Origin of the sequence: Streptomyces sp. NPDC058697 (assembly GCF_042715345.1) — a bacterium.
In the GTDB taxonomy this organism is placed as follows: Bacteria; Actinomycetota; Actinomycetes; order Streptomycetales; family Streptomycetaceae; genus Streptomyces; species Streptomyces liliifuscus.
Genome location: NZ_JBHXSU010000004.1, coordinates 1 through 11,849, shown reverse-complemented (window position 1 = coordinate 11,849; position 11,849 = coordinate 1). Strand labels below are relative to the sequence as shown.

The window sequence follows — 11,849 nt, the reverse complement described above, 5'->3', positions numbered from 1 at the left end:
AGTGCCTCGGGATCCCTACGCCGGGAAGAAGAGCTCGTGAGCGTCGAACCGCCGTCGTCCGGCCGCCCCACAGGACCTCCGTCGGGCCCCTTGTCGGGGCCGACCCAACCGAGCCCCACGCCACCGCCTCCGGGCGACCAGGGCCCCTCGGGGCCGTCGGGTCCTTCGGGCGGCGGATCGGGTGGCGGTCCTTCCGGGCCGTCGGGTCCCTCAGGTCCTTCGGGTCCTTCCGGTGACGGTCCAGGCGGTCCCGGAGGTCCGTCCGGTCCTGACGAGCCGGGGCAGGGCCCCGGAAAGGGACCCGACCGGGCCTGGTGGCAGTCGGCCCCGCGTGTCGCCGTCATCGCCGCCACGATCGTCGTCGCTGTCACGCTTGTCGTCGTCTTCACCCGTTCGGACGGCGGCACCTCGGGCGCGGGCGGCGGCGAGGTCTTCCTCCAGGCCGCGGGCAAGTCGGGCCCCGACCCGTTCACCGAGTCGACCGCGGAGGACAGTTCCGCTCCGCCCGTGACGCCCTCGCCGACGGAGACCGCCGAGTCCGGCAACGTGACGCGCGGTGTGGAGGGTTCGGCACCCGGCCTCTACGGCGGCACGCGCAAGGCAGCCAGCTGCGACGTCGAGAAGCAGATCTCCGCGCTCCAGAAGGCCCCGGCCAAGAACCAGGCATTCGCCTCGGTCCTGGGCCTCCAGCCTTCCGGCGTGCCCGCGTATCTGCGCTCGCTCACCCCCGTACAGCTGCGCATGGACACCCGCGTAACCAACCACGGCTACCGCGACGGCAAGGCCACCAGCTACCAGGCCGTCCTGCAGGCCGGCACCGCCGTCCTCGTCGACGACCGCGGTGTGCCGAGGGTGCGGTGTGCGTGCGGCAACCCGCTGACGCCGCCGGTCGCGCTGAAGTCCACGCCCAAGCGGACCGGCGACTCCTGGCCGTCGTACCGGCCGTCGAACGTCGTGGTCGTCGCGCCCGCGACCCAGGTCATCAACGTCTTCGTGATCTACGACCCGGACAGCGGCGACTGGTTCAAGCGGCACAAGGGCGACACCGGGGACAAGGACCAGAAGACGGATCCGCCGACGGACCGGCCCTCCCCGTCCGACAGTTCGCTGTCTCCGAGCTCCGCCTCGCCGTGCGTGTCCGTGCCTCCCGGTGAGCCCGCGCCGCCCGACGGTTCGAGCCCCTGCCCGGAGACGTCCTCGGCGACACCCTCGTCACCCTCCCCGGAGACCGAGTCGCCCTCGTCCGAGCCTCCGTCGGCGGAGACCTCCGACTCGGAATCGGCCGACACCACGACGGAGTCGGCCCCCAGCAACAGCGCCCCGGAGTCGGCCGCGACCTCCCCGGAGCTCTGAGCGCCGGCCCGCTCCGGCGGACTACTCGCCGATCACCGCGCCGAAGGCCGCGCCCAGGTGGGGGGCGCCGACGCGTCGGTCAGTAGCCCCCGCCCCGCCGCGAGCCCTCGCCCCGCCGCACCAGGATCAGCTCGTGGAGGTAACGCTTCGTGACGCTGCCTCCGTGGCGGGTGTCGATCAGCTCACGGATGCCGTCCAGCAGGCCCTTCCGCGCGGCCGGTTCCAGCGCGCGGTGGTTCGAGTACGTCAGCAGGAGGTCGATGTACGTCTGGGTGGTGTACGTGATCTCCTGTGGGAAGCGGAGTGGCTCGACCCGGCCGAGCACCTCGAACTCCCGTGTGTCCGTGGCTGTTTCGGCGTCCGTCGACTGCCGTAGGCCGGGAGGCGTGGCCGGATCCCAGCGCTCGTAGCAGTCCTGGACCTCGACGAAGAAGTCGCGGCTGCCGCCCGCCACATGGTGCGTGGTGACGAGGGCCAGCGTCCCGTCCGGGCGCAGCGCGTCCGCCACCTTGGTGAGTCGCGTCGCGGGGTCGAGCCAGTGGAACGACGTCGCGGCCACCATCAGGTCGAACGGCTCCCGGGGCAGCGGCCATTGCTCGAACTCGGCCACCTCGACGCGCGCCCGTGGGAAGGCCCGCAGATTGCGTCGCGCCACCGCCGCCATCGACGGACCCAGTTCCACGGCGGTGACGTGACAGCCCAACTCGGCGATCGGGACCGTCAATTGGCCGGTACCGGGGCCGAATTCGAGGACCCGGCTGTCCATGTCGAGGCCCACGCGGGTGGCCAACGCCTGGACCAGGGCGGGCGGATAGGAGGGCCGTGCCCGGTCGTACAGCTCGGCGTCCTCGTCGAAGATGCCACGCAGCGAACGGGTCATGCGGCACCGCCGACCCGAACGCTCCGCTCTCCGCCGTCACTTCGGTCCTGCCGCAGCCCACGGAAGAACGCCCGGACATCGCCGATGAGCAGCTCCGGCTCCTCCATCGCCGCGAAGTGCCCGCCCCGGTCGAACTCCGTCCACCGCACGATGTTCTCCGTGCGGTCCGCGACATGCCGCAGCGGGATGAAGTTGTCCCGGGGGAAGACGGCGAGCCCGGTGGGAGCCGTCGACGGCTGCACGGGTGCGCCCCAACCGTCCGCGTGCGCCCGCTCGTAGTAGATCCGCGCGGACGAACCCGCCGTCCCGGTCAGCCAGTACAGCATCACGTTCGTGAGGAGCTGGTCCCGGTCCACGGCGTCCTCGGGGCGCTCGCGCGAGTCCGTCCACTCCTTGAACTTCTCGACGATCCAGGCGAGTTGGCCGACGGGCGAGTCGGTGAGCCCGTAGGAGAGGGTCTGCGGCCGGGTCATCTGCACGGCGGCGTACCCCAGTCGCTCGCGGGTCCACTCCTCGTTGCGCCGCCACGAGGCGAGCGTGTTCTCACGCTCCCGCGGGCTCAGCGCCGCCAGCTCCTCGGGGGTCGGCTCAGCGCTCGCGTGGGCGCCCGGCAGGAGGTTCAGATGGACGCCGATCACCCGGTCGGGGAAGGCCCGGCCGAGCTCGCGGGAGATCCCCGCTCCCCAGTCGCCGCCCTGCGCGCCGAAGCGCCGGTAGCCGAGCCGGTCCATCAGCTCGGCGAACGCGGCGCCGACCCGCCTCAGCTCCCAGCCCGTGTCCCGCGTGGGCCCCGACAGACCGAACCCCGGAATGCTCGGCAGCACCACGTGGAACGCGTCGGCCGGGTCGCCGCCGTGGGCCCGCGGATCGGTCAGCGGCCCGACCACATCGAGGAACTCCACGATCGAGCCCGGCCAGCCGTGGGTGATGATCAGCGGCGTCGCATCCGGTTCGGGTGAGCGGATGTGCGCGAAGTGGACGTTCGTTCCGTCGATCGTCGTCGTGAACTGCGGCCACTCGTTGAGCCGCGCCTCGGCCGCCCGCCAGTCGTACGTGTGCCGCCAGTACCGCACGAGCTCCATCAGATAGTCGCGCGGAACCCCGTACTCCCAGGCCACACCCGGCAGTTCGTCCGGCCAGCGGGTGAGATCGAGACGTGCGTGCAGATCGTCGAGGTCGGACTGGGGGATGTCTAGGACGAAAGGCCGGATCGTGGCGTCGTGCGGGGAGGTCATGGCGGGCCATGCTAGTTCGGCATCGACGCCCGGTCGCGTGAATAAAAGCCGTGGTCACCGGCCGGTCGGGCGGCCACGAGGGCAGGCCACCGGGGGCGCCGGGGGCGCCGGGGGCGCCGAGCGGGCCTGCCGCCCGCCCTTCGCGTGCCACCCTCACCCTGGGTTTCACACGCCAGGGCCGCCTGCGCCGTCCGGCGGCCCGGCCGCGGCCTACGAACGCTCGGCGGCTTCCTAGGGACGCGTCGACCATGCCCTCCCGGACGGCCCCGCCCTCGCCACGGCCGAGGTCGTCCGCCCGGTCGGCGCAGCCGCTCCGGCAGCCGCTCAGGCCTCCGCCCAGGCCGCCGTGGCGAGCGGCGCGACGGCCGGGCCGCAGGCCCCCGGCGTCACCCGCCCGGACCGGGTCTCCGGGCCACCGATGAGTTTTCGCACGAGGATCCGTCTACAGAAGTGACAGCGAGCGTTCCCGCCCAGGAGGTACTCATGACCACCGACGGATTCACCACATGCCTCTGGTTCGACGGCCAGGCCGAGGAGGCCGCGAACTTCTACGTCTCGGTCTTCAAGAACTCCCGCATCGGCACGATCCTCCGCTACAGCGAGGTGGGGCACGGCGAGCCCGGTTCCGTACTGACCGTCGAGTTCGAGGCCAACGGCCAGAAGTTCTACGCCCTCAACGGCGGCCCGCAGTTCAAGTTCAACGAGGCCATCTCCTTCGAGATCCGCTGTGACGACCAGGCCGAGGTGGACCACTACTGGAAGACGCTGACCGAGGGCGGCGGCGAGGAGGGCCCCTGCGGCTGGCTGAAGGACAAGTTCGGCGTCTCCTGGCAGGTCACCCCCACCAGGCTGGTCGAGATGATCAGCGACCCGGACCAGCAGAAGGCGGACCGGGCCATGCAGGCGATGCTCAAGATGCACAAGATCGACGTCGCCGAACTGGAGAAGGCCTACGCGGGCGAGTGAGGTGACCGGCAAGGCGGCCGGCCACCTCGTGCCTCAGCGGACCCTGGTGAGGCCTTGTGCCCCACCGGTCCGGGCGGGGTCTCGCGCCCACCGGCTCAGGTGAGTCTTCGTGCCCCACCGGCTCAGGTGAGCTGGCCGCTGTGCAGTGCGGTGTACGCACCCCCGCGCCGCAGCAACTCCTCGTGCGACCCGATCTCCCGTACGGCACCGTCCCCCATCACCACGATCCGGTCCGCACCCCGGATCGTGGACAGCCGGTGCGCCACCACGAAGGTGGTGCGCCCGCGCATGAGCCGCGCCAGTGCCTGCTGCACGAGCGCCTCCGATTGTGTGTCCAGCGCGGAGGTGGCCTCGTCCAGAATCAGTACCCGCGGATTGCGGATGAGGGCCCGCGCGATGGCCAGCCGCTGCCGTTGTCCGCCCGAGAGCCGCGCCCCGTGTTCGCCCACCACGGTGTCGAGCCCGCGCGGCAGCCGGTCGACGAACTCCAGCGCGTTGGCGTCCCGCAGCGCCGCACGCACGGTCGCCTCGTCGGCGTCCGCGTCGTCCATGCCGTACGCGACGTTCTCCCGCACGGTTCCGTCGAACAGGATCGACTCCTGCGGTACGACCGACACGAAGCGCCGGTACGTCCGCAGGTCCAGCGTGTTCATGTCGGCGCCGTCCAGCAGCACCCGGCCCGAGGTCGGCCGGATGAACCCGATGACGAGACTGAGCACCGTGGACTTCCCGGCTCCTGAAGCACCGACCAACGCGATGGTCTCGCCCGGCGCGACGGAGAGGCCGAAGTCCCGTACGGCAGGGCGGCCGGCATCCTCGTACGCATAACCCACGCCCTCGAACTCCACGGCACCGCGCAGCGAGTCGATCCGCGACTTGCCCTCGTTGTCCTCCAGTTCGGGTGCCTGGAGGACCTCGCCGACGGACCGTACGGACTCCAGGCCCTTGGTGATGACCGGCGCGAGCCCCGCCAGGGTGGTCGTGGAGTTCGTCAGCGTCGTGAGGAACGCGCTGAGCATGACGACGTCACCGGGGGAGACGCCCCAGACGCCGTAGTACGAGACCAGCGCCGCCGCGGTCAGGAAGAGCACCCCGATCACGTTCAGGAACACCCAGGCCAGCGAGGCGAAGCGCCCGTTGAGCAGGTCCAGGCGCAGTCCGGAGTTGAGCACCTTCCGCAGCGTGCCGTCCATGCGCCGCAGGGCCTTGCCCTCCAGACCGTGGGCGCGGGTGACCGGGATCAGCCGGGTCATCTCGGTCACCCGTGAGGACAAGTGCTCGACCTCGTGGCGGAAGTCCTCGTTGTGCGTGCGCAGCCGGGTCCGCAGCCGCGCGACGAGCAGTGCCGCCACGGGGACCACGAGCAGGAAGACGGGCACGAACTCGGGGGTGCGGATGGCGATGATGATGAGCCCGCCCGCGAGCACGGTGACCGCGCCGAGCCCGGTCTCGGCTGTCTGCTGCACCATCTGCTCGACCGTCTCCACGTCCCGCACGACCTTCGCCTGGAGGACGCCCGCACTGACGCGTGAGTGGTAGCCGATGGAGAGCTGCTGCATGCGTGTGCACAGGGAGGATCTGAGGGCCGTGCCCATGCGGCGCACACTGCCGTACAGCAGCCGCACGTAGAGCAGGTGCAGGGGCATGTTGATCAGCAGGATGAAGAGGATGAATCCCGCGCTCAGCCACAGCCGGCCGATCGGTCCGTGCTGGACGACGGTGTCGATGATGGACGCCGTGACCAGCGGCAGCAGCCAGATCGGACTGTGTTTGACCGTGAAGACGGCGAACGCGGCGGCGACCTTCCAGCGGTCGGCGCGGAACAGGTAGACGAGGGTACGGACGGGGTGCTCGCCCCGATAACGGTGGTCGAGCGGTTTCTCCCACGAGGCCATGGTGGCCTTCCCTCCCCAGGGAGTGGCGGATGTGGCAAGCGCTTTCTTCCCCTGTCGCGATCACCTACACCCGGCGGGTCGGGGCTTCCTCAGGCCGCGTAACGGCTCGGTTTCCCCGGTTAATTTCCGGGTTCCGAGGGTTGGCGCGGAGCCGTCGCCTGGTTATCGTTCACGCACTTCACTCAATCGTTCCGCTGAACGAATAGCGAGAAGGACGGTCGGTCCATGCCCGACATCCACCACCCGGGACGGCGCTCCGTCCTCGCCGCGGCCACGGCGGGCGCCGCGTCGCTCGGTGCGTCCTGGCTGCTCACCGGCTGTACGGGGGCCTCGGCCGCCCCCGTGCTGCCCACGGACGCGAAGGCGGGCACCCCTGACCGCGGCGGCACCCTCCGCATCGCCCGGCCGCCCGCCTCCGACGCCGAGACCCTCGACCCGGCGAGCGCCCTGTCCGCGTACGAGTATCTGGGCGCCCTCTACAACCGCCTGGTCCGCGTCGGCGCGAACGGCGACCTGGTCCCCGACCTCGCCGAGTCATGGGAACCGGACGCCAAGGCCCGCACCTGGACCTTCCGCATCCGCGCGGGCGTCACCTTCCACGACGGCAGGAAACTCACCTCCGCCGACGCCGCGTACACGCTGCGCCACATCCTCACCAAGGAGACCGCGTCCCCGCAGGCGGCGGTCCTCGCCCCGCTCATCGACACAAAGAAGCTGCGAACTCCCGATGCCCGCACGCTCGTCGTGCCGCTGAAGACCCCCAACGCGGAGTTCCCGAGCCTCCTCACGCACTACAACTGCTATGTCATCCCCGACGGCAGTGCCCGAGGCATCGGCCGCACGGGCGTCGGCACCGGCCCCTTCAAACTGGAGTCGTTCACGCCCGCGGGCCCGGGGCGGATCATTGCGTACGAGGACCACTGGGGCGGGCGCCCGGTCCTGGACGCCATCGACTTCTACTCCGTCGCCGATATGTCGGCCCGCTCGAACGCCCTGCTCGCCGGGCAGGTCGACCTCCTCTCGCAGACCAACCTGGACTTCGCGACCGCCCGCGTCGTCGCAGCCTCCGACCGCGCCACGATCGCCCGCGTCGAGAACGCCCAGTGGTACGTGCTGCCGATGCTGACCACGGAGAAGCCCTTCACCGACGTACGCGTCCGGCAGGCGATGAAACTCGCCTACGACCCCGAGCACGTCGTGAAGGTCGCCCTGCAGGGCGCGGGCACGGCCGGCTGGGACAACCCGGTACCGCCGAGCGACCCCGCCCACATCACCGCCCACCCGAAGCACGACCCGGAACAGGCCCGGCACCTGCTGAAGAAGGCGGGCCACGAGGGCCTCACCGTCGACCTCTACACGTCCTCCTACGACCCGGTCTTCACGCCCATGGCCCTCGCCTACCAGGACTCGGCGCGGCGCGCCGGGATCCGGATCCGGGTGAAGACGGCCTCGGCGGACTCGTACTACACGCAGATCTGGATGAAGAAGCCGCTCATGGCCACCTACTGGTACACCGGCAGACCCGTAGACCAGCTCTTCACCCAGGTCTTCCGCAGCGGTTCCTCGTACAACGAGACCGCCTGGTCGGACAAGGCGTTCGACGCGCTGCTCGACCGGGCCCGGCAGGAGACCGACGACGAGCGGCGGCGCGAACTGTACGGCGAGGCGCAGACCTTCGTCATCGAGAAGGGCGGCGCGATGACCCCGATGTTCGCCGACCGGCTCGTCGGCATCTCGCGCAAGGTACGCGGATACGCCGAGCACGGCTTCGAGTTCGACTACCTCGGCATCGGTCTGAAGGGGGCCTGAGCATGTTCTCCTTCATAGCCCGCAGAGCGGGCGCCGCCATCGGCACGCTGTTCCTCTCCTCCGTTCTCGTCTTCCTCGCGGTGCAGGCGCTGCCTGGCGATGTCGCCACCCAGGTCCTCGGCAAGGACGCGACCCCGGACGCCGTCTCCGCCCTCCGCGAGAAACTGAAACTCGACCAGCCCGCCTGGGAGCGGTACACCGACTGGATCGGCGGCGCCCTGCACGGCGACTTCGGCCTCTCCCTCGTGTCCGGCAAGGCGGTCGGCGGCGAAGTCGGCCTGTACCTCGGCAACTCCGCGCTCATCGCCCTGGTGACCGTCCTCTTCGCCGTCACCGGCTCGATCGTCCTCGGCATCCTCGCGGGCCTGTACCGCGACCGCTGGCCGGACCACCTCATCTCCACGGTCAGCCTGATCGGGATGAGCGTCCCCGAGTTCGTCGTCGCCACCGTCCTGGTGCTCTGCTTCTCGGTCGCACTGCCGTGGTTCCCGGCGGTCGTCCTGTACGGCCCCGAGGCGAGCGTCGGCCAACTCATGCCCGCCGTCTGGCTTCCCGCCCTCGCGCTCGCCGTCGTCATGGCCGCGTACATCGTCCGGATGGCCCGCACGTCCGTCATCGACGTCATGGCGAGCGAGTACGTCACCACGGCCCGCCTCAAGGGCCTGTCGACCTGGCGGGTCGTCACCCGGCACGCACTGCCCAGCGCCCTGCTCCCGACGCTGCACGTCATCGCACTGAACGTCGCCTGGCTGGCCGGCGGGGTCGCGGTCGTCGAGAACGTCTTCAACTACCCCGGCATCGGCAAGCTGATGCTCGCCTCCGTGCAGAACCGGGACCTGCCCGTCATCCAGGCCATCGCACTGATCAGCGCGGTCGTGTACGTCATCTGCAACCTCGCCGCCGACCTGGGCGCCATGGCCCTCAACCCCAAGCTCCGTACGCGCGGGAGGACCCGATGACCACCCTCGACACCCCGGCGCCGGCACCAGCCGTCCCCGTCGCACCACCCTCCGCCGTGGCCCGCGCCTGGCGCACGGTGCGCTCCTCGCGGGCGGCCACGATCGGCCTCGCGATCGTCGCCGTGCACGTCCTGATCGCGCTCCTCGCACCGGTGTTGACCTCCTACGACCCCATCGCCAACAACGCCGACCAGGCGCTGCTCGGACCGAGCGGGGAACACTGGGCGGGCACCGACCAGTACGGCCGCGACGTCCTGGCCCGCGTCCTGTACGGCGGCCGCTACGCCCTCGGGGTCTCCGTCGCAGCCACCCTCGTGACGCTGCTGATCGGCACGGTCGTGGGATGTGCGGCAGCCCTGCGCGGCGGCTGGTTCGACGACGTGCTTGGCAGGGTCCTGGACGCGGTGCTGTCCGTCCCGTCGGTCCTGGCGCTGCTGGTCATCGTCACGGCTCTCGGCACCGGGCCCTCGGTCATCGTCCTGGCGATCGCCGTCGTGTACGTCCCCCAGGTCGTACGTGTCGTGCGTGGCGCGGCGCTGGCGGTCGTGCCCGCGGACTATGTGACCGCGGCGCGGGCCAGGGGTGAGTCCACCTGGGCGATCCTGCGGCGAGAGATCCTGCCGAACATCACCGACGTGGTGTGCGTCGAGTTCGCGATGCGGGCCTCGTGGGTCGTGCTGCTGATCTCCTCGCTGTCCTTCCTCGGCTTCGGCGCCGATCCGCCCACCCCTGACTGGGGCCTGATGGTCGCCGAGAACCGCACCGCCATCACCGTCGTCCCGATGGCGAGCCTCGCACCGATCATCGCCCTGGCCACACTCGTGGTGGGGCTCAATCTCGCGGCCGACGGCCTCTCCAAGGCGTGGGGCGTCGACCGGATCAGGGAGGGGTCGTGATGACCGCGATCGTGTCGGTGGACGGACTGTCCGTGGCCTACCGTTCGGGCGGGCGCGATGTGCCCGTGGTGCGTGAAGTGTCCCTCGACGTGCTGCCCGGGCAGACCCACGCGCTGGTCGGCGAGTCCGGCAGTGGCAAGTCGACCGTCGCGGCGACGCTGCTGGGGCATCTGCGGCACGGGTCGCGCGTGACGGGCGGCTCCGTGTGCGTTGGCGGAGCCGACGTGTTCGCCCTGCCCGCACGGGAGTTGAGGCGCCTGCGGGGCCGGACCGTCGCGATGGTCGCGCAGAACGCGGGGCACGCGCTCACCCCTTCCATGCGGATCGGACGGCAGATCGCGGAGGCGGGCGGCGACGTCCCCGTCGTGGACCTCCTCGAACAGGTCCGGCTGCCCCGCCCCGCCGAACTCGCCCGCCGCTACCCGCACGAGCTCTCCGGCGGTCAGCAGCAGCGCGTCGCCATCGCCATGGCGATCGCCGCCCGTCCGAAGGTCCTCGTCCTCGACGAGCCGACGACCGGGCTCGACGTCATCACCCAGCGCGGGGTCCTCGACCTCATCGGAGCGCTTCGCGACGAACTCGGCCTCGCCGCTGTGTTGGTGAGCCACGACCTCGGCGTCGTCGCGCACATGGCCGACGAGGTGACGGTGTTGCGGTCCGGCCGGGTTGTGGAAGCCGCGCCTACCGGTCGGCTGTTCGCGGCGCCCCAAGACCCGTACACCAGGCGGCTGTTGGCGAGTGTGCCGCGGCTCGACGACGAGGGGCTCGCGCTCGTGGGGGTGGCGGGGGAGCGGGAGGTGCGGCCGAGGGCCGTCGTGTCCGGCGATGCTCCCGTCGCCGTGTCCGCGCGGGACGTCACGATCGACTACGGGTCCGCTCGTGCCGTGGACGGTGTCTCCTTCGATGTCCGGCGCGGTGAAGTCCTCGCGCTGGTGGGGGAGTCGGGCAGTGGCAAGTCCACGCTGGCCTGGGCTCTCGCGGGGTTGCGGACGCCGTCCGGCGGCACGATGACTCATGAGTCGGGCGGCGACGGCGCCGGCGATCACGAGTCCGGTGACCGTGAGTCGGGCGGCCGTGAGTCGGGTGACCTCGCCCGGCCCGCCGGGAAGCGGCCGTTGGCGCTCCGGCGGCGGGTTCAGCTCGTGTTCCAGAACGCCGATACGTCGCTCAATCCGCGTCGTTCGGTGGGTGATGCCGTTCGTCGGCCGTTGCGGTTCTTCGGCACGGTGGGTTCCCGGGCGGAGGCCGTCGACCGGGCTCGGCAGCTCATCTCCGACGTGCGTCTCGAGCCTGCTCTCGCCGAGCGGTTGCCCGCGCAGCTCTCCGGCGGGCAGCGGCAGCGGATCGGGATCGCGCGGGCGCTTGCGGGTGAGCCGGATGTGCTGATCGCGGACGAGATCACGACGGCGTTGGACGTGTCCGTGCAGGCCGATGTGCTGCGGCTGCTCGATGATCTGCGGCGGGAGCGGGAGTTGGCCTGTCTGTTCATCAGTCACGACCTGGCGGTCGTGCGGGGGCTTGCCGATCGGGTTGTTGTGCTGCGGCACGGGGTTGTGGTGGAGGAGGGGCCTACGGATGCGGTGTTCTCCGCGCCCGGGCATCCGTATACGCGGCAGCTGATGGCTGCCGTGCTTGAGCCTTTGCCGGGGGTGGGGTCCGTTGTCGACGGGGTCGAGGACTGGGCTGACGCCGCGGAGCCGGACGATCCCTGGATCGACCGGGGGGATGGGCATCGGGTTCGGCGGTGGGAGGGGGTGGGGTAGGGATTTTCGCCCCCGCCGCCCCTACCCATTCCCGTCCTTGGGGGGGGGCGCCCCCCCCCCCCCGGGGGGGGGTTTTTTGTTGGGGGGCGGGTT

At 71.0% G+C, this 11,849-nt stretch carries 9 protein-coding genes; 6 read left to right on the top strand and 3 right to left on the bottom strand.

The annotated features are described in order from the left end of the window. Positions 1–36 precede the first annotated feature (36 nt). Positions 37–1,353: a DUF6777 domain-containing protein gene (locus ACFWXQ_RS10895; protein WP_383950054.1), complete on the top strand. Its 1,317-nt coding sequence runs from the start codon at positions 37–39 to the stop codon at positions 1,351–1,353. 79 nt (positions 1,354–1,432) lie between these two features. Here the strand turns inward: ACFWXQ_RS10895 and ACFWXQ_RS10890 are convergent, their stop codons facing one another. Further along, the gene (locus ACFWXQ_RS10890; RefSeq protein WP_383950051.1) at positions 1,433–2,233 is read right to left on the bottom strand and encodes a class I SAM-dependent methyltransferase; all 801 of its coding nucleotides are present in this window, start codon (positions 2,231–2,233) and stop codon (positions 1,433–1,435) included. Continuing rightward, the gene (locus ACFWXQ_RS10885; protein ID WP_386268000.1) at positions 2,230–3,468 is read right to left on the bottom strand and encodes an epoxide hydrolase family protein; all 1,239 of its coding nucleotides are present in this window, start codon (positions 3,466–3,468) and stop codon (positions 2,230–2,232) included. The genes ACFWXQ_RS10890 and ACFWXQ_RS10885 overlap by 4 nt, the downstream gene beginning before the upstream one ends. Before the next feature lie 483 nt (positions 3,469–3,951). Between ACFWXQ_RS10885 and ACFWXQ_RS10880 the strand changes: the two genes are divergently transcribed. Further along, a complete protein-coding gene (locus ACFWXQ_RS10880; protein ID WP_383954938.1) occupies positions 3,952–4,434 on the top strand; it encodes a VOC family protein in 483 nt (160 codons plus the stop codon). Between the two features lie 122 nt (positions 4,435–4,556). Here the strand turns inward: ACFWXQ_RS10880 and ACFWXQ_RS10875 are convergent, their stop codons facing one another. Next, on the bottom strand, positions 4,557–6,329 hold the full coding sequence (locus tag ACFWXQ_RS10875) for an ABC transporter ATP-binding protein (protein WP_383954936.1): 1,773 nt from the start codon (positions 6,327–6,329) through the stop codon (positions 4,557–4,559). A 225-nt stretch (positions 6,330–6,554) separates the two neighbouring features. Here ACFWXQ_RS10875 and ACFWXQ_RS10870 point away from each other — a divergent pair, with 225 nt between their 5' ends. From ACFWXQ_RS10870 to ACFWXQ_RS10855, 4 genes are read left to right on the top strand one after another with little or no spacing between them, the layout of a single operon-like run. Further along, entirely contained in the window at positions 6,555–8,138 is a 1,584-nt protein-coding gene (locus ACFWXQ_RS10870; protein WP_383954934.1) for an ABC transporter substrate-binding protein, read from the top strand. Between the two features lie 2 nt (positions 8,139–8,140). Further along, positions 8,141–9,097, top strand: a complete 957-nt coding sequence (locus ACFWXQ_RS10865; protein WP_383954932.1) for an ABC transporter permease — start codon at positions 8,141–8,143, stop codon at positions 9,095–9,097. Then, positions 9,094–9,993 (top strand): ABC transporter permease, encoded by a 900-nt coding sequence (locus tag ACFWXQ_RS10860; protein WP_383954930.1) that lies wholly within the window; start codon positions 9,094–9,096, stop codon positions 9,991–9,993. The genes ACFWXQ_RS10865 and ACFWXQ_RS10860 overlap by 4 nt, the downstream gene beginning before the upstream one ends. After that, positions 9,993–11,756: an ATP-binding cassette domain-containing protein gene (locus tag ACFWXQ_RS10855; protein ID WP_386267996.1), complete on the top strand. Its 1,764-nt coding sequence runs from the start codon at positions 9,993–9,995 to the stop codon at positions 11,754–11,756. The genes ACFWXQ_RS10860 and ACFWXQ_RS10855 overlap by 1 nt, the downstream gene beginning before the upstream one ends. The last annotated feature ends 93 nt before the right edge of the window (positions 11,757–11,849 follow it).

Coding starts and splice junctions, on each gene's coding strand:
- ACFWXQ_RS10890 (WP_383950051.1), bottom strand. CDS start 2,233: ATGACCCGTTCGCTGCGTGGCATCTTCGACGAGGACGCCGAGCTGTAC.
- ACFWXQ_RS10885 (WP_386268000.1), bottom strand. CDS start 3,468: ATGACCTCCCCGCACGACGCCACGATCCGGCCTTTCGTCCTAGACATC.
- ACFWXQ_RS10880 (WP_383954938.1), top strand. CDS start 3,952: ATGACCACCGACGGATTCACCACATGCCTCTGGTTCGACGGCCAGGCC.
- ACFWXQ_RS10875 (WP_383954936.1), bottom strand. CDS start 6,329: ATGGCCTCGTGGGAGAAACCGCTCGACCACCGTTATCGGGGCGAGCAC.
- ACFWXQ_RS10870 (WP_383954934.1), top strand. CDS start 6,555: ATGCCCGACATCCACCACCCGGGACGGCGCTCCGTCCTCGCCGCGGCC.
- ACFWXQ_RS10865 (WP_383954932.1), top strand. CDS start 8,141: ATGTTCTCCTTCATAGCCCGCAGAGCGGGCGCCGCCATCGGCACGCTG.
- ACFWXQ_RS10860 (WP_383954930.1), top strand. CDS start 9,094: ATGACCACCCTCGACACCCCGGCGCCGGCACCAGCCGTCCCCGTCGCA.
- ACFWXQ_RS10855 (WP_386267996.1), top strand. CDS start 9,993: ATGACCGCGATCGTGTCGGTGGACGGACTGTCCGTGGCCTACCGTTCG.